The organism is Nonomuraea sp. B10E15 (genome assembly GCF_039871615.1).
Taxonomy (GTDB): Bacteria; Actinomycetota; Actinomycetes; order Streptosporangiales; family Streptosporangiaceae; genus Nonomuraea.
Genome location: NZ_JBDPMB010000016.1, coordinates 84,053 through 108,449 on the forward strand (window position 1 = coordinate 84,053; position 24,397 = coordinate 108,449).

Annotated in this window: 24 protein-coding genes; 9 read left to right on the forward strand and 15 right to left on the reverse strand. The window is 68.9% G+C overall.

Annotated elements, in window-relative coordinates:
• Positions 1-123 precede the first annotated feature (123 nt).
• Positions 124-360 carry a hypothetical protein gene (locus ABGB14_RS34185; protein WP_347647980.1) on the forward strand — a complete coding sequence of 79 codons (237 nt, stop codon included), beginning with the start codon at positions 124-126 and terminating at the stop codon, positions 358-360.
• 158 nt (positions 361-518) lie between these two features.
• Here ABGB14_RS34185 and ABGB14_RS34190 read toward each other — a convergent pair whose 3' ends face one another.
• The 7 genes from ABGB14_RS34190 to ABGB14_RS34220 form a co-directional block, all read right to left on the reverse strand.
• On the reverse strand, positions 519-800 hold the full coding sequence (locus ABGB14_RS34190; protein ID WP_132334374.1) for a metal-sensitive transcriptional regulator: 282 nt from the start codon (positions 798-800) through the stop codon (positions 519-521).
• A gap of 48 nt (positions 801-848) precedes the next feature.
• A complete protein-coding gene (locus ABGB14_RS34195) occupies positions 849-1,916 on the reverse strand; it encodes a glycosyltransferase (protein ID WP_347647981.1) in 1,068 nt (355 codons plus the stop codon).
• Positions 1,913-2,722: a hypothetical protein gene (locus ABGB14_RS34200; protein ID WP_347647982.1), complete on the reverse strand. Its 810-nt coding sequence runs from the start codon at positions 2,720-2,722 to the stop codon at positions 1,913-1,915. Before ABGB14_RS34200 ends, ABGB14_RS34195 begins: the two co-directional genes overlap by 4 nt.
• A gap of 148 nt (positions 2,723-2,870) precedes the next feature.
• Entirely contained in the window at positions 2,871-4,973 is a 2,103-nt protein-coding gene (locus ABGB14_RS34205) for a (Fe-S)-binding protein (protein WP_347647983.1), read from the reverse strand.
• A gap of 138 nt (positions 4,974-5,111) precedes the next feature.
• Positions 5,112-5,720 carry a TetR family transcriptional regulator gene (locus ABGB14_RS34210; protein ID WP_347647984.1) on the reverse strand — a complete coding sequence of 203 codons (609 nt, stop codon included), beginning with the start codon at positions 5,718-5,720 and terminating at the stop codon, positions 5,112-5,114.
• The gene (locus ABGB14_RS34215; RefSeq protein ID WP_347647985.1) at positions 5,717-6,490 is read right to left on the reverse strand and encodes a class I SAM-dependent methyltransferase; all 774 of its coding nucleotides are present in this window, start codon (positions 6,488-6,490) and stop codon (positions 5,717-5,719) included. The genes ABGB14_RS34210 and ABGB14_RS34215 overlap by 4 nt, the downstream gene beginning before the upstream one ends.
• Positions 6,487-7,296: a sugar phosphate isomerase/epimerase gene (locus ABGB14_RS34220; RefSeq protein ID WP_347647986.1), complete on the reverse strand. Its 810-nt coding sequence runs from the start codon at positions 7,294-7,296 to the stop codon at positions 6,487-6,489. Before ABGB14_RS34220 ends, ABGB14_RS34215 begins: the two co-directional genes overlap by 4 nt.
• Positions 7,297-7,514: 218 nt before the next feature.
• On the opposite strand from ABGB14_RS34220, the gene ABGB14_RS34225 reads away from it, so the two are divergent.
• From ABGB14_RS34225 to disA, 6 genes are all read left to right on the forward strand, one after another.
• A complete protein-coding gene (locus ABGB14_RS34225; RefSeq protein WP_347619945.1) occupies positions 7,515-8,213 on the forward strand; it encodes a class I SAM-dependent methyltransferase in 699 nt (232 codons plus the stop codon).
• Between the two features lie 104 nt (positions 8,214-8,317).
• The gene (locus tag ABGB14_RS34230; RefSeq protein ID WP_347647987.1) at positions 8,318-9,505 is read left to right on the forward strand and encodes a serine hydrolase domain-containing protein; all 1,188 of its coding nucleotides are present in this window, start codon (positions 8,318-8,320) and stop codon (positions 9,503-9,505) included.
• A 71-nt stretch (positions 9,506-9,576) separates the two neighbouring features.
• Positions 9,577-9,945: a MerR family transcriptional regulator gene (locus tag ABGB14_RS34235; RefSeq protein WP_347647988.1), complete on the forward strand. Its 369-nt coding sequence runs from the start codon at positions 9,577-9,579 to the stop codon at positions 9,943-9,945.
• A 2-nt stretch (positions 9,946-9,947) separates the two neighbouring features.
• Positions 9,948-10,253 (forward strand): thioredoxin, encoded by a 306-nt coding sequence (gene trxA / locus ABGB14_RS34240; protein WP_347619948.1) that lies wholly within the window; start codon positions 9,948-9,950, stop codon positions 10,251-10,253.
• A gap of 96 nt (positions 10,254-10,349) precedes the next feature.
• Positions 10,350-11,753: a DNA repair protein RadA gene (gene radA / locus ABGB14_RS34245; RefSeq protein ID WP_347647989.1), complete on the forward strand. Its 1,404-nt coding sequence runs from the start codon at positions 10,350-10,352 to the stop codon at positions 11,751-11,753.
• A gap of 40 nt (positions 11,754-11,793) precedes the next feature.
• Entirely contained in the window at positions 11,794-12,867 is a 1,074-nt protein-coding gene (disA, locus tag ABGB14_RS34250; RefSeq protein WP_347647990.1) for a DNA integrity scanning diadenylate cyclase DisA, read from the forward strand.
• A gap of 48 nt (positions 12,868-12,915) precedes the next feature.
• Here disA and ABGB14_RS34255 read toward each other — a convergent pair whose 3' ends face one another.
• On the reverse strand, positions 12,916-13,578 hold the full coding sequence (locus ABGB14_RS34255; protein ID WP_347647991.1) for a hypothetical protein: 663 nt from the start codon (positions 13,576-13,578) through the stop codon (positions 12,916-12,918).
• 343 nt (positions 13,579-13,921) lie between these two features.
• On the opposite strand from ABGB14_RS34255, the gene ABGB14_RS34260 reads away from it, so the two are divergent.
• A complete protein-coding gene (locus tag ABGB14_RS34260) occupies positions 13,922-14,797 on the forward strand; it encodes an A/G-specific adenine glycosylase (RefSeq protein WP_347647992.1) in 876 nt (291 codons plus the stop codon).
• 144 nt (positions 14,798-14,941) lie between these two features.
• Here ABGB14_RS34260 and ABGB14_RS34265 read toward each other — a convergent pair whose 3' ends face one another.
• Together ABGB14_RS34265 and ABGB14_RS34270 are read right to left on the reverse strand one after the other, a co-directional pair.
• Entirely contained in the window at positions 14,942-15,358 is a 417-nt protein-coding gene (locus tag ABGB14_RS34265) for a cupin (RefSeq protein ID WP_347647993.1), read from the reverse strand.
• A gap of 14 nt (positions 15,359-15,372) precedes the next feature.
• A complete protein-coding gene (locus ABGB14_RS34270; RefSeq protein WP_347647994.1) occupies positions 15,373-15,750 on the reverse strand; it encodes a cupin in 378 nt (125 codons plus the stop codon).
• 60 nt (positions 15,751-15,810) lie between these two features.
• On the opposite strand from ABGB14_RS34270, the gene ABGB14_RS34275 reads away from it, so the two are divergent.
• Positions 15,811-16,281, forward strand: coding sequence for a MarR family winged helix-turn-helix transcriptional regulator (locus tag ABGB14_RS34275; protein WP_347647995.1), 471 nt, complete (start codon positions 15,811-15,813; stop codon positions 16,279-16,281).
• A gap of 64 nt (positions 16,282-16,345) precedes the next feature.
• Here the strand turns inward: ABGB14_RS34275 and ABGB14_RS34280 are convergent, their stop codons facing one another.
• From ABGB14_RS34280 to ABGB14_RS34300, 5 genes are all read right to left on the reverse strand, one after another.
• Complete coding sequence (locus ABGB14_RS34280) at positions 16,346-17,287, reverse strand: TIM barrel protein (RefSeq protein WP_347647996.1); 942 nt, start codon at positions 17,285-17,287, stop codon at positions 16,346-16,348.
• Positions 17,288-17,784: 497 nt separating this feature from the next.
• Positions 17,785-20,286 carry an ATP-dependent Clp protease ATP-binding subunit gene (locus ABGB14_RS34285; RefSeq protein ID WP_347647997.1) on the reverse strand — a complete coding sequence of 834 codons (2,502 nt, stop codon included), beginning with the start codon at positions 20,284-20,286 and terminating at the stop codon, positions 17,785-17,787.
• Between the two features lie 1,191 nt (positions 20,287-21,477).
• On the reverse strand, positions 21,478-21,810 hold the full coding sequence (locus ABGB14_RS34290; RefSeq protein WP_132332025.1) for an Lsr2 family protein: 333 nt from the start codon (positions 21,808-21,810) through the stop codon (positions 21,478-21,480).
• Positions 21,811-22,324: 514 nt separating this feature from the next.
• Positions 22,325-22,813, reverse strand: a complete 489-nt coding sequence (locus ABGB14_RS34295) for an RDD family protein (RefSeq protein WP_347647998.1) — start codon at positions 22,811-22,813, stop codon at positions 22,325-22,327.
• Between the two features lie 109 nt (positions 22,814-22,922).
• Positions 22,923-24,317 carry an RDD family protein gene (locus ABGB14_RS34300; RefSeq protein WP_347647999.1) on the reverse strand — a complete coding sequence of 465 codons (1,395 nt, stop codon included), beginning with the start codon at positions 24,315-24,317 and terminating at the stop codon, positions 22,923-22,925.
• Positions 24,318-24,397 lie beyond the last annotated feature (80 nt).

Below are 24,397 nucleotides of genomic sequence, written 5' to 3' on the forward strand. Positions count from 1 at the left end.
TTTCACCCTAACTCCGCCTATATCGTTCTGACACTTGAGCGAACAGGAAATTCGCTGAATTGTGATCTCTGCTTGGGGAAATGATCCTCCTGGGGGCCCGCGACACGGAAAGGAATGACCCCGATGGGCCATGTCGCCTCAAGGGTCTTCGCCGTAACCTCGAAGAGGGTGTGGGCTGCGGAAGGAAAGGACGACGCGGTGGGGCACAACGACCTGGACTCTCGGGTCCACGACCGTGTCGCGTTGGACGAGATTGCGCTCTACGCCGAGGTGCTCACCGCCGTGGCAGTCAGTGAACGGCGGCTGACCTTGGACGAACTCGACGACGCGCTCGGATTGCGGACTTCAGCGAGTCACTAGTAAAGATCAGTAAATTTCTGGCCCCGGGAACCGGGCTCCTGACTCCCAAGAGTCGGGGACGAAGGTTTCCGGGGTTTCACATAACTAGTCATCCCGCCACCCCGGCTCCTACGTACGGACGATGTCCCATTACGTACGGACTAGCCTCTGTCCGTCCCCTACGAACGGACCAGGCGGGCGATCGCCGCCGAGGCCTCCTTCACCTTCGCCTCGGCCTCGGGGCCGCCGTTGTTGATCGCGTCGGCCACGCAGTGCGAGATGTGCTCCTCCAGCAGCCCCAGCGCCACCGCCTGCAGCGCCCGCGTGGCCGCGGAGACCTGCGTGAGCACGTCGATGCAGTAGGCATCGTCGTCCACCATGCGCTGCAGGCCCCGGATCTGCCCCTCGATCCGCCTGAGTCGCGTCAGATAGGCCTGCTTGTCTCCGCTGTACCCATGCATGCTTCTACGGTACCCGTAACCCGTATCGGCGGGCCCGTACAGAAGGCTTCACCGGAGGCCGGCGATCAGTTTCTCCCACTGGTCGGCGACCTCGTCGGCCGCATGGCGCAGCGCGGTGTCGAGCGCGCCCGCGGCGAGGGAGCGCCGCCTGCGCTCGTCGTCGATGAGCGCCAGCAGCGCCACCGCGAACGGCTGCGGGTCGGCCTCGACGTCGGGCACCAGCACCCCGTTGTAGCCCGTCGCGACGAACTCCTTCGCCCCCCTGGCCCCTTCGAGCGCCACCACGGGCACCCCGCAGCCCATGGCCTCCAGCACCGTCATGCCGAGGTCGTCGCCCCGCGAGGCGCTGGCCACGATCGACGCCTTGGCGAACTCGCCGGCCAGATCGGGCGTCGTGCCCATGAAGTAGACGTGGTTGTGCAGGCCGAGCTCGCTGACGAGCGAGCGCAGCCGCCGCTCCTCGGGGCCGCCGCCGTAGAGCCGCAGCGCCCAGTCGGGCCGCTTGTCCACGATGACGGCGAAGGCCCTGATCAGGCGGTCGTACGCCTTGACCGCCACCAGGCGCCCGCCGGCCGCGACGATCCTGTTGTCCATCCGCGAGCGCGGCCACGGCCCCGCGGGCAGCGCGTCCAGCAGGGCGTGCACGGGAGGCCCGCCGGGCAGGAGCTTGGCCCATTCCTCCTGGGCGGAGTCCGTGGCCGTCACGACGGCGTTCAGGCGCGGGTAGAAGCGTTTGACGGGACCCGGCACGGCCGGACGGCCCCACTCTCTGGCGATCTTGAGGATCTCGCGCGGCGCGTGCCTGGCCGCCTGAACGCTGAGCCCCGGCCTGGTGGTGATCAGGACGTCGGTCTTGAGGTTGCGCAGCGCCCGCCAGAGCGCCACCTCGGTGCGCACCTGCCCGCGCGGCAGCAGGTGCCTGACCCCCGGCCTGGCGTCGATCACGCTGCGCATGGAGACGCCGGGACCGACAGGGAAGAACGGTTTCTCCTTGTGCCTCCTGACACTGATCACCTCGACGTCGTGGCGCTCGGCGAGGGCGGTGGCGAGGCTGAGCGTGGCGCGCACGTCGCCGCGCATGCCGTAGGCGGACGTGAGGACCAGGCTGACCTTCATCCCCCCACCTCGATGCGCAACTCGTCGTCGGAGGTGTAGCAGGGTCTGATCGGCACGCCGTCGACCGTGGCCGACGGATAGTGCAGCCGGCGTCGTTTGCCGTCGACGTCGTCGAGCCGCGCGCCCAGCTTCATCGGTGTGGCCACGCCCTCCACCTGGAGCGCCGGCTCCCAGGTGCCGGTCGCGTGGCTCGCACCGTCGTCGTGGTCGGCCGCCAGGACGTCGACGAGCGAGACGGCCGCGTGGAAGCGCACGCCCTGCACGGTGGCCGTGGCCGACACCCGGGCGCTCGTATGCCGGCGATCGAGGGTCAGCGTGGCCTCGTGGCGGCAGTCGTCGTCCTCCAGCCCGGTGTAGGCCAGCAGGCCCATCACCTCGAAGCGGCCCTCCCTGAACCAGATGGCCCGCACCTCGGCCACGGGCTCCGCTTCGGAGATCTTCAGCGCCAGGTAGCCGTTGCGGGTGCGGTAGGAACGGTAGGCGAGGGAACGCCTGCACAGCGCGTACGCGTCGAGATGGTCGAGCGAGAAGCCGGGATCGACGCTGCGGAGCCTGACCCGCTTGCCGTCACGGCGCAGATAGGCGTCCCAGCGTCCGGCGCTGAGCTCCAGCGGCGCGAGGGAGACCGCGAGCGTGGCCTCGCGTGCCCGCGCGCCTGGCGTGCCGAGCAGCACGTCGCGTTCGACCCCCGTGGTGCGGTGCCTCAACACCAGCTCGGTGCCGTCTTCCAGTGGTTCGTCGATGGCGAGCCGGAGGGAGAGAACGTCAGCCAGAGTGACTTCGGCGTCCGTCACCACGACGCCCATCGCGAGCCCCCTCCCCGTCGAATAGAGCCATGCGACGTTGAGGTTACCGTGATTTTCCCGTTATGTGGATGCCGGATTTGCTGTCCTCACCCCTATTGACGTGCGGAACTCCTCCACAAGGCCTGTGGAGGAGTCCGACTTGGGGTGGTCAGGAAGCGCCTTTGACCGATTTGATCAACAGCTGTGCCACGTCCACGACTTCGAGCGACTCCTTGGCTTCACCACTGTTCTTCTTCTCGCTGATGGCGTCGCCGAGCATCACCATGCAGAACGGGCAGGCCGTCGAGACGGTGTCGGGATCGGTGGTCAGAGCCTCGTCGACGCGCTCGGTGTTGATGCGCTTGCCGATGCGCTCCTCCATCCACATGCGGGCCCCGCCCGCGCCGCAGCAGAACCCGCGGTCCTTGTGGCGGTGCATCTCCTGGGTCTTGACGCCCGGCACCTTCGCCATGATGTCGCGGGGCTGGGAATAGACCTTGTTGTGGCGGCCGAGGAAGCAGGGATCGTGATAGGTGATCTTCTCCTCGATCGGCGTGACCGGGGTGAGCAGGCCCTCGTCCACCAGCTTCGCCAGCAGCTGCGTGTGGTGCACGACTTCGTACGTGCCGCCCAGTTGCGGATATTCGTTGGCCAGGGTGTTGAAGCAGTGGGGACAGGTCGCCACGATCTTCTTCACGCCCGCGTCGTTGAGCGTCTCGATGTTCTGCTGGGCGAGCATGTTGAACAGATATTCCATGCCGAGGCGCCGGGCGGGGTCGCCGGTGCACGCCTCCATGGGACCGAGCACCGCGAACTTCACGCCCGCGATGTGCAGCAGCTCCGCCACGGCCCTGGTGGTCTTCTTGGCCCGGTCTTCGAGCGCGCCCGCGCAGCCCACCCAGAACAGATATTCGGCGTCGGCGGGCATCGTGTCCTCGACCACCTCGACCTCGAAGTCGAGCTCTTCGATCCAGTCGGCCCGCTTCATCTCGGACATGCCCCACGGGTTGCCCTTGTTCTCCAGGTTTTTCACCATCACCCCCGCCTCGGACGGGAATGACGACTCCACCATCACCTGGTAGCGGCGCATGTCGAGGATGTGGTCGATGTGCTCGATGTCCACGGGGCACTGCTCGACGCAGGCGCCGCAGTTGGTGCACGACCAGAGCACGTCGGGGTGGATCACGCCCTCCTCGCCCACCAGCGGCTTTTCCAGCAGCGCGAGCACGTCGGTGTCCTTGTGCTGCTCGGCCTCCGCCGCCATGAGGTAGGGGGCCACCGCGAAGGCGTGGTCGCGCTGGTCGAGGATGAGCATCTTCGGCGACAGCGGCTTGTCGGTGTTCCAGGCCGGGCACTGCGACTGGCAGCGGCCGCACTCCGTACAGGAGTAGAAGTCGAGGAAACCCTTCCACGTGGTGTCGGCGATCTTGCCGCGGCCGAGCCGCTCGGGATCGAGGTCCTCGTCCTCGAAGTCGACCGGCTTGCCGTCGACGCGCATCTCGACCGCCGCCCCCATGCCGTCGGGGCGGCGGGAGAAGAGCACGTTGAGCGGCGCGGTGAAGATGTGCAGGTGCTTGGAGTTCACCACGATGACCAGGAACACCAGCATGAAGCCGATGTGCAGGAGCAGCGCGATCTCCTCGAGCAGGGTGCTCGCCGGCAGCACGTCGCCGAGCGCGAGCGAGACGAACGCCCCCGAGGAGTAGGGGAAGTTTCCGTTGGCGGCGGCCGCGCCGCGGGCCAGGAAGAGCGTCCAGATGATGTTGAAGATCATGAACAGGACGAGCCACGCACCGCCGAGGTGGGAGCCGGAGAAGCGGGAGTCGCGGCCGAGTGCCTTGGGAGAGTTCCTGACCCTGATGACCGCGAAGGCGACCAGGCCGAGCAGGCAGGCCACCGCGATGAAGTCCTGTACGAAGCCGAGCACGCCCCAGGTGCCGATGAGCGGGATGTGGAAGTCGGGCGTTCCGGTGATCGCCCCCTGGATGATCGCGCCGTACGCCTCGACGTAGACGGTCAGCAGGATGAAGAACGCCCACATGACGAAGAAGTGCGCGACGCCCGACGCGGTCCACTTGAGCAGTTTCTTCTGCCCGAACACCTCGACGAGCTGCGCCTTGACCTCGTCGGCCACGTGTGTCCTGGCGTACTCGACACGCTCGGGCGCAGGCGGCCCCACGGTCGCGAGCTTGTACAGGAACAGCACCCGGCGGCCGGCGACGGCCACCGCCAGGACGGTCATGACAAGCCCGATGATGGCTACCCAGAGCACGGGGTCCTCCCACAGACGACGTTGGCTGTCAGCGTACGGTCACCCGCTGCGCAACCCTCCACTGCGATCTTACCCGCGGGTAACTTTGCCGGGGTACGCGACATACCCTATGGTCACCGCCACTGACAGAACAATGCTCTATTCTGTGAAGTACCTCTGGATCGTCGGCGCGAGCAGCTCGACGAGCTCGTCATGGCTCGCGCTCGCCAGCGGCTCCAGCCCGATCACGTAGCGCCCCATGATCACGCCGAACATCTGGGCGAACGCCGCCTCGATCCGCAGATGCGGCACCCGCAGCCGGTCGGCCACCTGGTAGAGCAGCGCGTTCGAGATGAACTCACGGAACATCACGACCGCACGCTCGTTGGTCATGGCCGAGCGCATGAGCGCCACCATCGGCTCGCGCGTCTCCGGCTCGGCGGTCACCTCCAGGAGCATCCTGACGAGCCGCTCGCCGAGCTCCTCGCGCGGGCCGGCGAGCAGCAGGGGGACGACCACCTCCGGCGTGATCGGCAACTGCATGGCCGCCGCGAACATGCCCTCCTTGGTGTCGAAATAGTGGTGCACCAGAGCGGGGTCGACGTTCGCCTCCCTGGCGATGCCGCGCACGGTCGCCTTGTCGAACCCCTTCTCCGCGAACACCTTCCGCGCCGCCGCCAGGATCTCGCCCCGCGTGTCGGCCGAGCCCGGCCTGCGTCCGGGACGGCGCCTGGCCGTCGACTCCTCCGAGGCCTTCCCTCGCGTCACCGGCCCACCGCCAGGTAGACCCGCATCGGCACCGACAGCACACCCTCGGGGGACACCTCGCGCAACTCGGCCCGCTGCCTTTCGACCAGCTCGTCGGCCCGCCGCGGCGACAGCGCCGCCATGTAAGAGTGGGAGCGCAGGCCGAGCAGGAAATCCTCCACGCCGACCAGCCTCGTCCACGGGATCCACCGCTCCTCGATCACCTCGAAGGCCGAGGCGATGGGCGGTGCCGACCACCGCTCGACCGCCGGCCCCCAATAGGCGGGCACCTCCTCCGCCAGCCGGGCTTCGTACGCGGCCAGCCACTCGGCCTGCGCGGCGTGGGCGAAGTTCCAGCAGCCCGCGATCGTGCCCCCGGGCCGCAGCACCCGCCTCGCCTCGGCGATCGACGCCACCGGGTCGAGCCAGTGCCACGACTGGGCGAACGTGACCAGGTCGGCCACGCCGTCGGCCAGCGGCAGGCGGTTGCCGTCGGCCAGCAGGGCCGTGACGGGAGCGCCCTCCTCGCCGCTCGTCCGCGACAGCAGCCTGGCCAGCATCGCGGCGCCCGGGTCGACCGCGATGACCTGCGCGCCGCGCGCCCTGAGCGCACGCGTCATGATGCCGGTGCCCGCGCCCACGTCGACCGTGGTGGCGCCGTCGAGCTCGACGCCGGACACCTCGGTGAGCGCGCGGTAGAGCTCGTCGGGATAGCACGGCCTGCCCGCGTCGTACGCGTCGGCCACCCGGTCGAACACCCTGCCCAGGGATTTGATCGGCCCGGTGTTCACGTGGAAGCCGCCAGGTGCAGCCGGGCGAAGGCCAGCGCCTCCGCGAGATCGTCGATGCGCTCGGTGCGGCTGGCCGCCTTGCGCGTGTTGATCTCGAGCACGACCAGCCCCGAGTAGCCGTTGCCCGCCAGGCGCTCGAGGACCTGCGCGCACGGCTGGTTGCCCCTGCCCGGCACCAGGTGCTCGTCCTTGTTGGTCATCCCGACGCCGTCGGCCAGGTGCAGGTGGGCGAGCCGGTCGCCGAGCTTGACGGCCATCTCCATGGCGTCGGAACCCGACACGGCCGTGTGCGACAGGTCGAGCGTGACCTGAGGGAAGGCGTAGTCGATCGGGTTCCAGTCGGGAGAGTAGGGGACCACGTCGTTGCCCCTGGCGCGCAACGGGAACATGTTCTCCACCGCGAAGGTGACGTCGGTCTCCTCGCGCATCCTGGCCAGGCCGTTCTCGAAGTCGCGCGCGTATTCGCGCTGCCATCGGAACGGCGGATGGACCACCACCGTCGAGGCGCCCAGGCGTTCGGCCGCCTTCTGTGCCTTGACCAGCTTGGCCCAGGGGTCGCGCCCCCACACCCGCTGCGTGACCAGCAGGCAGGGGGCGTGGATGGCGAGGACGGGCACCTCGTAGTGCTCGGAGAGCCGCTCGATCACGTCGATGTCCTGGCTCACGGGATCGGCGCCGACCATGACCTCTACGCCGTCGTAACCCAGGCGCGCGGCCAGCTCGAACGCGTCTGGAGTGCGTTCCGGATATACCGAAGCAGTGGACAATGCGATCTTCGCATTGGGCACGCGGATGACATCAGCCACGTTGCCAGCCTAAGCCGGTCACGCCGATCTGGCGCGCGCACCGACGGGACGAGCCCGTGTCGAGCCGCGTCCAGCGGTCGCGAAGCCCTCTCCGGCGAGCCGGACCAGCGGGTCGCGAACCCCTTCGTGGCGGGCGGGTCCGGCGGTTCGAAGGCCCCACCGGGGGGCCGCGTCCGGCGGCACGCGTCGCAGGTTGCGCGTGCGCCTAGCGTTGGACCATGCCACGGATAGCGAAAGGCGCGATCCCGAGCCCGAACATCTGGAACGCGCCGCAGGTCTACGAGCTGGAGAACCGCGCGGTCGACCCCGAGGGCGCGGCCGACGCGGCGATGCGCGAGCTGCGCCCCTGGGACGGCGCGACCGTGCTCGACATCGGTTGCGGCACCGGCTACCACCTGCCGGTCCTGGCCGCGTCGGCGTCCGGCGTCATCGGCGTCGAGCCGCACGGAGACCTGGCCGCGCTGGCCCGCCGCCGCTGCGCCGGCCTCCCCAACGTGACCGTGCACGCCGCCGCGGCCCAGGACCTGCCGCTGCCCGACGCGAGCGTGGACGTGGCGATGGCGCGCTGGGCGTACTTCTTCGGTCCCGGCTGCGAGCCTGGGCTGCGCGAGCTGTCCAGGGTGGTACGCCGCGGCGGTGCGGCCTTCGTGCTCGACCTCGACGCGACGCGGGGGTCGTTCGGCCGCTGGTTCTCGCACACCGTACCCACCTACTCGCCCCGCGACGTCGAGGCGTTCTGGGTCCGGCACGGCTGGCAACGGCGGCCGCTCGACCTCAGGATGGCCTTCGAGCGTCGGGCGGACCTGGAGGCGGTGCTGCGCATCGAGTTCGCGCCCGGCGTGGCCGAGCAGGCCATCGCCGAGACCCCCGGCCTGGAGATCCCCTATCCGAACGTGCTGCGCTGGCGCCACTTCTAGAACCGACCGGGTTCTCCCTGCCCCGACCTCGCGAGCGGGACGACGAGCTGGCGAGCCGGTCCGATCCGGGTGGAAACAACCAGGAAACCGGTCAAGGCGTACTCATGATCGGCGTAGGCCCTGGCTCAGCACGTCAATGTAGAGAGGACTTCCCCATGAATCGTGCGAGAAAGGCCGGCCTGGCCGGCCTGGCATGCGTGATGCTGGCCCTCGGCACGCCGGCACACGCCACCGCGGCCGACGCGGCCAAGCCCGAGCTGGGTGACGTGCAGAAGGCCCTCTCGGAACTGGCCAGAAGCCCCGAGGTTCTGGGCACGATCGGAGCACTCTACGTCGACGGCGAGAAGGTCGGCTCGGGAACGGCCGGCACCCGCCTGCTCGGCGGCAAAGGCGGCAGGATTCCTGCCGATGCCCGCTTCCGGGCCGGATCCCAGACCAAGCCCATGATCCAGATTGTCATCATGCAACTGGTCGGAGAGGGCAAGCTGGCCCTGGACGACAAGCTCAGCGACCTGCTGCCCGTCGTGGTCGAAAAGGACCTGGTGGACCGGGCCGACGAGATCACCGTGGGGCAGATGATCCATCACACCTCCGGCATCCCCAACTATTTCGATCCGGAGGTGCTCGACCCCTTCGACTTCACCACGAACTACTCTCCGCTCGAGATCATCGCGTTGACCCGGACGATGCCCCGCACCGGAGAGCCGGGTCAGAGCTACTCCTACTCCAACACCAACTACTTCCTCCTCGGACTCATCGTCGAGGAGCTCACGGATCGCAGCCTGGCCGCCGAACTCGAGCGGCGCATATTCGACCCCGCCGGCATGGATCGCACCTACTTGCCGGTCACGTTTCCCGGGCGCGTCAAAGGCCCGCACGGGCATGGCTACCACCCCGGCAAGCGGGGCAAGCTGGTCGACGTCGACCGTCTCAACTCGAGTTACCTCTGGGCCGCCGGCGGCGTCATCTCCACCACGGACGACCTGAGCTCCTTCGCCCGGGCGCGTGCGGGCGAGAAGCTTCTGTCGAAAGAACTGAAAGAGGCGATGAACGCCGGCCGGCCGCCCCGCGACCCCGACCAGCCGGCTCCCGAGCCGCCCGTCTGCGAGCGCGAGGACGGATACGGTGTCATGACGGGCGGCTCGTTCGGCTTCAGAGCCATGACCTACAGCTCGCGCGACAGCCGCGTGCAGCTCGTCCTGTCGAACACGTTGAGCGCCGACCACAGCGATCCCGCGATCGACCCGCTGATCAAGAAGGCCGCCGAAGCCGTCCTGTGCCCCGCCAGGTGACTCCCCGGTGAGCCGGACCTGCGCCTCCAGGGCTTGACCTTGACGTCAGTGTCAATGTTTACCGTGGTCGTATGCGCATCGGAGAGCTGGCGGAACGCACAGGGGTGAGCCCGCGCTCGCTCCGCTACTACGAGCAGCACGGCCTGCTCAGCGCCCGTCGCGCGGCCAACGGCTACCGCGACTACGGCGAGGAGGACGTCAGGCTGGTCGCCGAGATCAGGGCGCTGCTCAGCGTGGGCTTCACGCTGGAGGACACCCGGCCGTTCCTCGACTGCCTGCGTCAGGGGCACACCTCGGGCGGCTCGTGCGCCGAGTCGGTCGAGGTCTACGAGCGCAAGCTCAAGGAGATCGACGAGGAGATCCGCGCCCTGCTCGCCCGCCGCGCCGAGGTGGCCGCCCAGCTCGCGCAGTCATGTCCGGGTTGCTTCGTGAAGGGTTGAACATGATCACATTGACCACCGACAACTACGAGGAGCAGGTGCTCAAGAACGACAAGCCGGTCCTGGTGGAGTTCTGGGCCGAATGGTGCGGGCCGTGCCGGATGGTGGGCCCCGTACTGGAGCAGATCGAGGCCGAACACGGGCTGACGATCGGCAAGCTCGACACCGACGCGCACCCCGAGATCATGGCCCGTTACGGCGTGATGGCGGTGCCGACGATGCTGTTGTTCGAGAACGGCGAGCCGGTCAAGCAGATCGTGGGCGCCAAGCCGAAGCGCATGCTGGTCGCGGAGCTCGGCCTGGCGTGAACCGTCCGGCGTCCTGACCTCTTCATGGTGGGCGCGTGGCAGGACGACGCCGCCTGGGCTCGAAGATTGTCGGCCCCTGCCGCTAGCCTGCTCCGCATGGCCAAGACTGCCTCAAAACCCGGATATCGCTGTGCCGAGTGCGGCTGGCGCACCACGAAGTGGGTCGGCCGGTGCGGCGAGTGCCAGGCGTGGGGCACGGTCGACGAAGAGGGCGCCCGCGGCGTCAGCGTCGTCCAGGCCGGCGCCACCACCGCGCCCGCCCTGCCGATCGGCCAGGTGAAGGCGGAGGTGGCGGCGGCCCGCACGACCGGCGTCGCCGAGCTCGACCGGGTGCTCGGCGGCGGCCTGGTGCCGGGCGCGGTCGTGCTGCTGGCCGGCGAGCCGGGCATCGGCAAGTCCACGCTCTTGCTGGAGGCCGCGGCCCGCATCGCCGAGCGCGAGACGGTCCTCTACGTGACGGGCGAGGAGTCGGCCGCCCAGGTGCGCCTGCGTGCCGACCGCATCGGCGCCATCCAGGACCGCCTCTACCTCGCGGCGGAGACGGAGCTGTCGGCCCTGGTCGCCCACGTGGAGAAGGTCCAGCCCACCATGCTGGTGGTCGACTCCGTGCAGACCGTCGGCTCCGCGCAGGCCACGGGCGTGCCCGGCGGGGTCACGCAGGTCCGCGAGGTGGCGGCCAACCTCGTGCGCCTGGCAAAGGAGCGCAACATGGCCACGGTGCTCGTCGGCCACGTCACCAAGGAGGGCTCGATCGCCGGCCCGCGCACGCTGGAGCACCTGGTCGACGTCGTGCTCAGCTTCGAGGGCGACCGACACTCCAGGCTCCGCATGGTTCGCGCGATCAAAAACCGGTTCGGTCCCACCGACGAGGTCGGCTGCTTCGACCTGCACGAGCGGGGCATCGAGGGCATCACCGACCCGAGCGGCCTATTCGTCTCCAGGCGCAGCGAGCCGGTGCCCGGCACCTGCGTCACCGTCACGGTCGAGGGCACCCGCCCGCTCCCCGCCGAGGTCCAGGCCCTGGTCGCCCGCACCGACGCCCAGCAGCCCAGGCGCACGTCGTCGGGGCTCGACACCTACCGCGTGCAGATGATCCTCGCCGTGCTGGAGCGCCGGCTCAACGCCCGGCTGGGCGGGTGCGACGTGTTCACCGCCACCGTGGGCGGCATCAAGCTGGCCGATCCCGCCATCGACCTGTCGGTCATGCTGGCCGTCGCCAGCGCCGCGGGAGACAAGCCGCTGCCCGCCGGTCTGGTGGCGCTCGGCGAGGTGGGCCTCGCGGGCGAGCTGCGTCCGGTCAAGGACGTCCGCAGGCGGCTGTCCGAGGCCGCCAGGATGGGCTTCAAGCGCGCCCTCGTGCCCGCCGGCTCCCTCGAAGAGGGCGGCCGCCGGCGTAACGGGCAGCGTGCTCTGGTGCCCGTGGGGCCGGTGGCGTTCGCACCCGGTTTCGAGGTCGTCCAGGCGGAGAACGTCTGGGACGCACTCACACACGTCACATAGCGCGGCTAAGCTGGGCGTGACCGATCGACACGGGGGTCAGGTGGATAGGAGTCTTGACGACCGTCGTCGCGAAGCCCTGGCAGCTGTGGCCCCAGGCACTCCGCTGCGCGACGGCCTGGAGCGGATCCTGCGCGGGCAGACCGGCGGGCTGATCGTGCTCGGCTACAACCGGGTCGTCGAGGAGGTCTGCAGCGGCGGGTTCGAGCTCGACGTCGACTTCTCGGCCACCAGGCTGCGCGAGCTGGCCAAGATGGACGGCGCCATCGTCGTGAGCGACCACAAGATCGTGCGTGCCGCGGTCCACCTCGTGCCCGACCCCGCCATCCCCACCGACGAGTCCGGCACCCGCCACCGCACCGCCCAGCGCGTCGCCCGGCAGACCGGCCTGCCCATCATCGCCATCAGCAAGTCGATGCGCATCATCGCCCTCTACCTCGACGGCATCCGCTACGTCCTGGAGGAGTCGGCGGCCATCCTGTCCAAGGCCAACCAGGCCCTGGCCACCCTCGAACGTTACAAACACCGCCTCGACGAGGTCTCCGGCACCCTGTCGGCCCTGGAGATCGAAGATCTGGTCACGGTCCGCGACGTCGCCGCCGTCGCCCAGCGGCTCGAGATGGTCCGGCGCATCTCCGACGAGATCAAGGGCTACGTCGTCGAGCTGGGCACCGACGGCCGGCTGCTGTCCCTGCAGCTCGACGAGCTCGTGGCCGGTGTCGACTCCGAGCGGGAGCTGGTCATCCGCGACTATCTCCCGGCACCCGCCGGCCGCCGCCAGCGCCGCCTGATCGAGGCCCTCCACGACCTCGACAAGCTGTCGGGCAACGAACTGCTCGACCTCGCGGTGGTCGCCCAGGTGCTCGGCCACAACGGCACCGACATGCTCGAAACCCCGGTGAGCCCCAGAGGTTTCCGCCTGCTCGCCAAGGTGCCCCGCCTGCCGGCCACCGTGGTCGACCGCCTGGTCAACCACTTCGGCGGGTTGCAGAAGCTCCTCGCCGCCAGCATCGACGACCTGCAGGCGGTGGGCGGTGTCGGGGAGTCGAGGGCGCGCAGCGTACGCGAGGGCCTGTCCCGCCTCGCCGAGTCCTCCATCCTCGAACGCTACGTCTGACGGCAGGCCAGGCGGGCGCGGGCCGGAAAGGCCCGGCGACGCATGCTCCTAGCGGAGGTGGAAGACCCCCTTGCCGCTGCGGAGCCCGCCCATGCGCACGGTGGCCACGTACGTGCCCGGCAGCGCGGCCGCCGGTGTGGCCGGGCAGTCGGCGTTGGAGCGGCGGCGGTCCCACTCCAGCGACCGCACGTAAGGCACCCCCCGCTGCAGCTGCTCGACGTCCGTGCCCTGCCCGTTGACGCAGTCGGCGTTCGACCAGATCCGGTCCGCCCCCGAGGTGATGCGGATCTCCATGGCCCGCGGCCCCACGTCGGCCGTGCACATCACGGGCCCGGTGTTGACCAGCGTGACCAGGAACGTGGGCCGGGCGTCGCCCGCGTAGATCTGCTCCTTGCCGCTCTGGAGGCTCAGCACCAGATCTTCCTCGACGCAGGGCTGGCCGGGCCTCCTCTCCCCGGCGGTGGGGGTCGGCGTGGGCGTGGCCGTCGGGGTCGGCGACGGGCTGGCCGTGCCCAGCGCCAGCGTACGCAGCCCGGCGAGCAGCGGATCCACGCTGGGCGTGGGGCTCGGTGACGACTGCGCGCTGGACTTGTGTCCCGGTCCGCTGCCACCGCTCGAGCACGCCCACGCCACCACGGCCACCACGACGAGAACCGCCACCAGCACGCTCATCCGACGCCGCCAGTAGACGTCACCGCCGTCGCCGCGCATCGAATCCGGGTCCATCGGGTTCGCGCGGTGCTCCCCACCTGCTTCACCAGGTGGAGGACCCCGCGCTCCCTCCCTTCCGATCTGGTCGGTTCCTGTGGTCGTTGCCTTGCTGGTCGTGAGAGTCCGGAGACGGGTGTGCGCAGGTCGGTCGCTCACTTCCCCGTTGCGCCCCACCGGCGAGCGGGCCGCGCGCTCGAGCGGTGTGTGAGGGCCCTTCGCCAGGCCGCGCAAGCGGCCTCTCCCTTCAGGGAGCAGAGGAGCCACAACGCTCAGCATGGTAATTGTCCAGCCACGAAGAGTGACGACACGCCGAAGGCTGCGAACTCGGCATACGCTTGACCGCGTGGTTGAGCCGAACCTCCTGCACGCCCCCGTTCTCGACTGGTACGCCGACAACGCCCGAGACCTCCCCTGGCGCGCGGTCGACGCGACGCCGTGGGGCGTGCTCGTCAGCGAGATCATGCTCCAGCAGACCCCGGTCGCCCGCGTCCTGCCCGTCTGGCGCGAGTGGATGGCCCGCTGGCCCACGCCGAAGGCACTGGCCGCCGAGCTGCCCGGCGAAGCCGTACGCCATTGGGGCCGGCTCGGCTATCCGCGCAGGGCGCTGCGGCTCCACGAGTGCGCCAGAGCCGTCTCCGAGGAACACGGCGGCGAGGTGCCGTCCGACCACGCGACCCTGCTGTCCCTGCCCGGCATCGGCGAATACACCGCCGCCGCGGTCGCCAGCTTCGCGTACGGCGGCCGCCACGCCGTCCTCGACACCAACGTGCGCAGGGTGTTCGCGCGTGCGGTGCGCGCCGAGGAATACCCGCCCACGGCCACCTCCGCGGCGGAGCGGCGCCTTGCGGAGGCACTCCTGCCCGAGCTGGACGCGCCCCGCTGGGGCGTGGCGGTGATGGAGCTCGGCGCGCTGGTCTGCACGGCCCGCGCCCCACGCTGCGCCGACTGCCCGATCACCCACCTGTGCGCCTGGCGGCTGGCCGGCAAGCCGCCGCACGCAGGCCCCGCCCGTAAGGGCCAGACGTACGCGGGCACCGACCGCCAGTGCCGCGGCCGCCTCCTCGACGTGCTCAGGTCCGCCCACGGGCCGGTGCCCAAGGCGGCCCTCGACGCCGTGTGGGACGACGCGGTGCAGCGCGAACGTGCCCTGGACGGCCTGGTCGCCGACGGCCTCGCCGAACCCCTCGACGACGGCACCTACCGCCTCCCCCACTCCTGACCGCCCCGCCCGGCACACCCTCGTACCGGACGGCGGCGGCGCTGACGGCACCGCGGACCATGCGACGGCACACCGGCCGTGTGGTGGCGGCGGATCGGACGGGCGCGGCGCGGTCGCTGGACGTAGCGCCGCCGGGAGTCGCTGTTACCGGACCCAGGGTGGGACGGTGCGCTCCGTGCCCTTGGGGGCCAGGTCGCAGGCGTCCGGCGCCGACATGCCGTCGGGGTTGTAGACGTGGGCGCAGGAAGGAGCGGCGACGATCGAGACGAATCCGCGCTCGGCGTCGGCGAACATCTGCCTGCTCACGTCGGCGGGCAGCACCATGGTGTCCCCCACGCCGACCTCGAACCGCTCGTCTCCGAGCTGGACGACGGCCGCGCCGTCGAGCCACGTCCACACCAGTTCGGCGTCGAACGCGTGCACCGGCCCCACCATGCCGGGCCGGGCGTCCACCCGCCACACGGCCTGCTCGGCCCCTCCCTGGGAGGGCGAGGCGAGTGTGGTCATGACGCCGTTGGGCGTCTCGATCCTGCGGGATTCAGCGGACAGGACCAGGGCCATGGGAACCACCCTCCTCAGACGATCCACGGCGGGACGCCGTAGTCGGCGCCGTTCTCGGCAAGTGCCCTGGCTCCGGCCGGGGCCGTCACGACGGCGGTGTAGCCGCTGCCGGGGTCGGCGAGCACGCGTCTCACCGTGTGCGCGGGGATGACGACGGTGTCGCCCGCCGCGACCTCGAACCGGTCACCGCCCAGTTCGACGACGGCCGCTCCGGCGGTCCAGCTCCACACCTGCTCGCGGTCGAAGTCATGCACGGGCCCGCGCGCGCCGGGTTCGGCGTCCACCCGCCACAGGGCTCGCGAGGCCCCTCCCTGCGTCGGCGAGGCGAACGTCGTCATGACCCCGCCAGGGGTCTCCGACCGCCGCGCTTCGGCGTCACGAATGACAGTCACGTCCTGAAGCTCCTAATATAGGCAACTACGTTGTCCATATAGTCAATCAGGTTGTCTATCATGTCAAGCGACGCCCCCGGCTTCGAACTACCGCTCCGCCTGCTGCTCGCCTTCAGGATGCTGATCGACGAGCTGCACACCGAGCTGGCCCGCCAAGGTCACCCGGACCTGCGGCCCATGCACGGGTTCGTCATGCAGGCGGTCGGCCCGCGCGGCACCACCGCCGTCGAGCTGGGCCGCATGCTCGGCGTCTCCAAACAGGCCGCGGGCAAGACCATCGACACCCTCGAACGCCTCGGCTACGTCGAACGCACCACGGATTCCCACGACACCCGGCGCAAGATCACCCGGCTCACGCCGTACGGGATGGACGCGCTGAACCGCTCGGCCCGCATCTTCGACGACCTGCGCGCCCGCTGGGCGCACGAACTCGGCGAGGACCGGCTGCACGCCCTCGAAGCCGACCTGCGGAAGGTCACCCCGGACGGCCTCTGGCGCCTGGACACCCCCGGCTGGTTCGGCTCACTCTGACCGACCGCCCCGCCAGACGATACGAGCACGCCCGGACCGCGACGGCCCGGGCGCTCGCAGCTCCCTAGGCGGCCAGTTGCAGGCCCAGGCTGGTGAGGTTCGTACGGGCCCAGGCCAGCTCGTCGGCGAGCAGCGACACCAGCGCCCCAGGCCCCTTGGCCCGCCCAGGCACCATCAGGTTGTGCGTCTCCACCTCGATGTGCGCGCTCCCGCTGACCGCCCCCGACAACATCGCCGTCAGCGTGTCGTGCAGCACGGCACCCGTGCTGCTCGGCGTCTCCCCCGTGTGGCTGTGCACGTGCCCCAGCTTGACCACAGGCGCACCGGCCTCGGCCAGCCCCTTGAGCGCCACGCCTGCCTCCTCGGCCCCGCCGGCCAGGTGGCAGGCGTCCAGGCACACGCCCAGGTGTTCGGAGTCGATGCCGCACACCCGCGCCAGCGCCTGCTCGGTCGTCTCCAGCACGCACCCGGGCCACGGCTCGAACCCGACCCTGATCGTCTTGCCGGTCACGCTGTAGATGCCGCGGAGCTCGCGCGCCAGCCGTTCGAGCCGGCGGGTGGCGATGGAGTGCAGGTCGGCGGGCCAGTCGCGGCGCCACCCGATCGGTATCGTCGAGATGCTGCCGAACCGTACGTCGTCGGGGAGCAGGAACGCCAGGATCTTGGCCAGCGCCATCGTGTAGCGGTAACGCTCGGGTTTGGCCCAGTCGGGCCCGGGCACCTCCTGGTTGCGGCCGCCGGTGCCGTTGAGGCTCACGACCTCCAGGCCGCGCTCCTCCAGGGAGCGGCGCAGGCGTACGAGCTCGATGCGGTCGGCCGTGAGGTGGTCGGCGACGGCCGGCGACAACCACAACCCGATGCCCATCCGCTCGACCCCCAGCCGCTTGCGCACGGGCACGGCGTAACGGGTCAGATGGGCGATCAGGTTCTCCAGATCCTCAGCGGGGTGGACGCCTGCGTTGTAGGCGAGGTGAACGAGCGTTCCGTCATCGTGACGCAGGCGCATCGGTTTCCTCCAGGCTTGCGTTGTGTCTTCCGTCGCCCGCCTTGGACGTGCGAACCCTGTGAGCATGCCTGCCGACGGGTGGCGAGCGCGTCCGCCCTGAGTTGACTTCGTCCTACTCCCGGGGGAGCAGTCACCATCAAGGCGAAGCTCTACACAGTGTAGTACTACTTCGCGTGGCGAAACACCCGAACACATGAACGATCGGGGCAACGGCCGCATCCGGCCGAGCTCACGGAGCCTCACGGGGGTACGTCATGCTAGATCCGCGGTCTGTCACGCCGGGCCGGATTGACGATCTCGAGACCATTCGCAGGGCAGGCCAGGCCACCCCGGACGGTTCATCATGCCGCTGAGCGGCGACCTCGCGGACCACGGAGGCAATGGCCGGGACCACCCCGGCAGGCCCTCAGGCAGCGCCTCAGCGCCGAGGGCGAGCGCGCACGCGAAAGCCCCCGCGTGGATGACGCTCCACGCGGGGGCTTTCGGAGAACCGGACGTCAGCGCTGGATCGGCGCTGCGATCGCGGCGGCCGAGTCGGGCACCTTGGCGGCGGACTCGCCCTTGAAGACGAACTTGGCGTCGTCGCCCTCGCCTTCGATGGTCACCTTGACGACCTGCCCCGGGCGGAGCTCGCCGTAAAGGATCTTCTCCGACAGGGAGTCCTCCAGCTCGCGCTGGATCGTACGCCGCAGCGGACGGGCGCCCATGACCGGGTCGTAGCCGCGGTCGGCCAGCAGCTGCTTGGCCTCGGGCGAGACGTCGAGCCCCATGTCGCGGTCCTTCAGCCTGGCGTCGACCTGGTTGAGCATCAGATCCACGATCTTGATGATCTCGTTGGGCGTCAGCTGGTGGAAGACCACGATGTCGTCGACGCGGTTGAGGAACTCGGGCCGGAAGTGCTGCTTGAGCTCTTCCTGGACCTTGGACTTCATCCGGTCGTAGTTGGAGTCGGCGTCGTTGGACTTCGCGAACCCGACCCCGATGCCCTTGGAGATGTCACGGGTGCCGAGGTTGGTGGTCATGATGATGACCGTGTTCTTGAAGTCGACCACGCGGCCCTGGGCGTCGGTCAGACGACCGTCTTCCAGGATCTGCAGCAGCGAGTTGAAGATGTCGGGGTGGGCCTTTTCGATCTCGTCGAAGAGGACCACGGAGAACGGCTTGCGCCGCACCTTCTCGGTGAGCTGGCCGCCCTCTTCGTAGCCGACGTAGCCGGGAGGCGAGCCGAAGAGCCTGGAGACGGTGTGCTTCTCCATGAACTCGGACATGTCCAGGCTGATGAGAGCGTCTTCGTCGCCGAAGAGGAACTCCGCCAGAGCCTTGGACAGCTCGGTCTTACCGACGCCCGAGGGGCCGGCGAAGATGAACGAGCCGCCGGGGCGCCGCGGGTCCTTCAGGCCGGCGCGGGTGCGCCGGATGGAGCGCGACAGGCCCTTGATGGCGTCGTCCTGGCCGATGATCCGCTTGTGGAGCTCGTCCTCCATGCGGAGCAGGCGCTGGGACTCCTCCTCGGTCAGCTTGAAGACCGGGATGCCGGTGGCGGTCGCCAGGACCTCGGCGATGAGCTCCTGGGTGACCTCGGCCACGACATCCATGTCGCCGGCCTTCCACTCCTTCTCCCGCCGCTCGCGCTTGAGCTGGAGCTGCTTCTCCTGGTCGCGGAGGGCAGCGGCCTTCTCGAAGTCCTGCGCGTCGATCGCGGACTCCTTGTCGCGACGGACGTTGGCGATCTTCTCGTCGTATTCGCGGAGGTCCGGCGGCGCGGTCATCCTGCGGATGCGCATCCTGGAGCCGGCCTCGTCGATGAGGTCGATCGCCTTGTCGGGAAGGTAGCGGTCGCTGATGTAGCGGTCGGCCAGCTGCGCGGCGGCCACCAGCGCGTCGTCGGTGATGGACACGCGGTGGTGCGCCTCGTAGCGGTCGCGCAGACCCTTCAGGATCTCGATCGTGTGGCTGAGCGAGGGCTCGGCCACCTGGATCGGCTGGAACCGGCGCTCCAGCGCTGCATCCTTCTCGAGGTATTTGCGGTATTCGTCGAGCGTCGTCGCGCCGATCGTCTGCAGCTCGCCGCGGGCCAGCATCGGCTTGAGGATGCTGGCGGCGTCGATCGCGCCCTCGGCGGCGCCCGCACCCACGAGCGTGTGCAGCTCGTCGATGAACAGGATGATGTCGCCGCGGGTGCGGATCTCCTTGAGCACCTTCTTCAGGCGCTCTTCGAAGTCACCGCGGTAGCGGGAGCCGGCGACCAGGGCGCCGAGGTCAAGCGTGTAGAGCTGCTTGTCCTTCAGCGTCTCGGGCACCTCGCCCCTGACGATCTTCTGCGACAGGCCTTCGACGACGGCGGTCTTGCCGACGCCGGGCTCGCCGATGAGAACGGGGTTGTTCTTGGTCCTCCTGGAGAGGACCTGCATGACCCGCTCGATCTCCTTCTCGCGGCCGATGACCGGATCCAGCTTGCCCTCGCGGGCCGCCTGGGTCAGGTTGCGGCCGAACTGGTCGAGCACCAGGGACGTCGACGGGGCCGACTCCTGCGGGCCACCCGCGGCAGCCGGCTCCTTGCCCTGGTAGCCGTGGAGCAACTGGATGACCTGCTGCCTGACACGGTTGAGATCAGCTCCAAGCTTGACCAGCACCTGGGCGGCCACACCCTCACCCTCGCGGATGAGCCCGAGCAGGATGTGCTCGGTGCCGATGTAGTTGTGACCCAGTTGCAAAGCCTCACGGAGCGACAGCTCGAGGACCTTCTTGGCCCGCGGGGTGAACGGAATGTGCCCCGACGGAGCCGACTGGCCCTGGCCGATGATCTCCTCGACCTGCTGGCGCACACCCTCAAGGCTGATGCCGAGGCTCTCCAGAGCCTTGGCGGCTACGCCCTCACCTTCATGGATCAAACCAAGAAGAATGTGCTCAGTGCCGATGTAGTTGTGGTTGAGCATCCTGGCCTCTTCTTGGGCCAGGACGACAACACGCCTCGCTCGGTCGGTGAACCTCTCGAACATCTCGTCGCTCCTCACAGAGCGGTCAGTCAGGCCGGTAAATCCGGTCCCGTCATCCCGCATGCTAGCCCTGGCTCGGCGAACCGTGCCCACTGCCGCTGACGCGCTCTATAGCAGACACGTTCCCCGGGAGCAGGGCGTTCACCCTCCATCCAACTACCGTTCGGGGGTGACGTGTTCCCGATACGCCGCAAGCGAACGATGTTTGGGACGCCTCGCGGAAGCGGCTGGAATTTGCCGCCGCACCGTATCCGGATCACCACGATCGGCCATCGAACGTCAGGGGCGAAGCCGACCGGGGCGCCACTTCACCTGCGCATCTCAGATGCCGCGCACGTATCTGTTACGCAATCATCCTATGTCCCGACGCAATCCTTGGCCAACCGCCCGCGCTACGCCCTGAGCACAACGGGGCACGCGCCCGCGCCGCACACAGAGTAATACGCCATCCGGTCAGCTCGGTTACCGATCTCATCTCGCATCATGAGACACTGCACCGCGGCGCGCATGCCATTCGCGCTCATCCTCCCCGTCGCGGACCGGCGGCATTCCGCGCGCCCACCACACTTCGTGATGGCCCGGCATTGTGCGCACATGCTCGCGGAAGCGGATTGTGCGAGGCGCGCTCATGTCACGGGTTATCCCGCCGTGCATGAGCACTCCGTACATCTCCAGGAAGCGGCATATGGCCGGCGGCCACGCAACGTGCCCGGCGGCGTTTTGCGCGGATGCCCACACCTCCGTGCCATACGGGGTTTCCGGCGCCGAGCGCGAGTCGAGATCGCGGTTAAGGCTACAGCGCGTGAAGATCGCCGCCGGCCTTTAGGCGCCCGGATTTCCGTCATGGCGCGTTCCATGAGCGCGACGCTTGTCCGTGACGGTGGGCGAATGACGGGGCCCCGCGGGCAATCCGGGCGCCTCGCGGCGAGAAGCGTACGTTCAATGAGGTATGGCCACGCGGCGCATTCGGACACGCCGGGCGCGGCGCCATCTCATATGCGGGCGTCTCATCGCGGAAACGGGGCCGGGAGCCGGACCGAACCCGCGACCAAAACGCCCGCATATGGACGCGTCGGCCGATCATCATCCGGGCCGTCCCGCCATTCGAAACGGCCCGGACACGATCATGCGCTTATGGCGGTCGCCGGGGTCCTAGGCGAACGGCATAAGCGCATGGTCGAGCAGCGGGCTCTCCTAGTGAGCCTGCTCGTACTTCTCGACGACGGTGGAGGCGATGCGGCCTCGCTCGCTGACGGGCAGGCCGTGGGCCTTGGCCCACTGCCGGATCTCCGAGCTCTTCTCGCGACTCATCGCGCGGTTGCCGCCGCGGCCACGCCGACGCGTGGTGACGGCACCGGCCCTGCGCGCGTGCTGCACGAAAGGCGTGAGCGCGTCCCTCAGCTTCTTCGCGTTAAGGTCGCTGAGGTCAATCTCATAGGAGGAGCCGTCAATAGCGAAGCTGACCGTCTCATTGGCCTCGCCCCCATCGAGGTCATCGATGAGAATCTCCTGGATCTGCTTGGCCATCTACGCAATCCTTTCGCGGAGCATTGTTTCATTCGCCAGCCCAAACATATACCCGGAAAGGCGTGGAGACAATTCAGCGCTACGGGGATTCGGCTGACTAGCCGATCAGTTCTGGCCCTCGGCCTGATCCTCACGGTTTCGCCGGTCGCCAAGGGCCTCCGACCGGACCAACTTCACGACGCCAAAGATGAAGGCGCCGCCCACCACCACCGGGGGGATGAGCGCTGACAATACGTCTGTAAGGGCTTCCATTCGTCCTCGCCTCCACGGCTGACGGGGTTTCGGGGCGCTTTAAGGGCGCGGAGCGCCTCCAGGGAGCGCTGCGGGCCCCTCATGGTGCGCAAGGCGACAACCGCCCGCACCCGACCATAGCGGCACACAGATGCCCTACGTGTCGCAGGGACACCAACATCCGGCAACCCGGACGCCCCATAGCCTAATGCCAGTCTCTCCAGGCTCCTTACCGGATCATGGGAAAATTTTGCGAAAAGACATCCGTGCAGGTGCGGATGGCTCAGCGAAGATCTTTAACCACGCGCGTTCCGGCCAGTCTGTCATGCGGCCCGCGCTCAAGCGGCTTGTCGATCAGGATGAGCATACCGACACCGAACAGCAGCATTCCGGCCACCAGATTGGCCACCGGAATGCCCATGAGCATGACAGGTCCCGGATAGACCAGGGAGCGTTTGAGCAGAGCACGGGCCGGAACATCCCGCGGCGCCAGGCGGATCCGCATGATCGCCTGGCCGAACGTGCGCCCGTGCCGCCAATGCGCCCACCAGTCGTAGCCCGTATAACCCAGCCCCGCGACCGCCCACGCGAGCACTCCGGGCAGCCGGCCGTCGAACACCTCCATCATGCCGACAGTCCGGAAGACAGCCCATAGCGCAATGAACAGAATGTAATAGGCGACGCCGAAGACGAGCGCTTCAATGAGCCGGGCAGCCAGCCGTTCCCACCATTCCGCGGGCACCGCGTCCGCCCACGGCGACGTCCCGGCCATAACCCTCACCTCGCGACATCGACGGCGGAGAGCCCTACATTCCGCACCTACCCTCACATACAAAACAGAGGCCGACGGGAAGCCGGCCCCTGTTTCGCGGTTCTGCCGATTACTTGATCTTGACCACCACGGTGTTCGCGAACTTGTCCGCGAACGTCTGCTGCAGCGGCTTGTCCCAGAGCATCGAAGCGCCGTTCAGGGCGCAGACGAGGCCCGCCAGCATGGTGCCGAACGGCAGGAAGTAGAGGATGTAGGCACCCCAGGTCACGCCGGCCCGCTTGATGGCGGCGTCGCCGGGCAGGCCGCCGGGGGGCATCATCTGACCCACCGGCACGACCTTGATCCCCATGATCATCTTGCCGACCGTCTGACCCTTCATCTTGTGCATGAGGAAGTCGTAGCCGACGTAGACGGCGGTGAGGACGATGGCCAGCACGATGTTGAGCGCGAACGAGCTGAACATCCCCGACGTGGCGCCGCTGGTCGAGTCGTAGCTGACCAGGAACAGCGTCGTGAGCAGGAGCGACACAACGAACATCACGACGCCGAACAGGACGCCGTCGACGAGTCGCGCCACCAGACGCTGCCACCACTCCGCCAGCGGGGCGGGAGCCCCCGGCGGCTGCACGCCGACCGGGCCGTAACCCGGCTGGCCGTAGGGAGCCTGGCCGTAGCCGGCCTGCTGCGGCTGGCCGTAGCCCTGCTGGCCGTACTGCTGGTCGCCGTACTGCTGGCCGTAACCGGGCTGGGCGTAACCGGGCTGGGACTGCTGCGGCTGCCCGTAGCCCTGCTGGCCGTACTGCTGCTGGCCGTAGCCGGGCTGGGACTGCGGCTGCTGACCGTACTGCTGGTCATACTGCTGACCCGACTGGGCCTGCTGACCGTACTGCTGGTCGTACTGCTGACCCGACTGGGGCTGCTGGCCGTAGCCCTGCTGCTGGCCGTACTGCTGGTCGTAGCCGGGCTGTTGCTGCTGCCCGTAACCCTGCTGCTGGCCGTAACCGGGCTGGGACTGCGGCTGCTGGCCGTAGCCCTGCTGCTGGCCGTACTGCTGGTCGTAGCCGGGCTGTTGCTGCTGCCCGTAACCCTGCTGCTGGCCGTAGCCGGGCTGGGACTGCGGCTGCTGACCGTACTGCTGGTCGTACTGCTGGCCCTGCTGGGGTTGCTGGCCGTAGCCCTGCTGCTGGCCGTACTGCTGCTGGCCGTAGTCGGGCTGGGACTGGGGCTGCTGGCCGTACTGAGGTTGCTGACCGTAGCCCTGCTGCTGGCCGTACTGCTGCTGGCCGTAGCCCTGCTGCTGACCGTACTGGGGTTGCTGGCCATAGCCCTGCTGCTGACCATAGGGGGGCTGTTGCCCGTAGGCGTCGTCCGCCCGGTAGCCGACCACAGTGACGTCGGGGTCGGGCTCGCCGGGGTGGCGGCCCGGAGCCTGCTGGCCGTAGTGGGGAGGCGCAGCGTTCTCGCCGGATTCGTCTTGTGGGTACGGCGGCTGTCCGGTGCTCACCGTGTCACCTCGCTTCGAGTGCGCGCGTGGCACGTGTCAGGACACATGCCTGTGCTGCCCAACGTATCGACATAGGTATC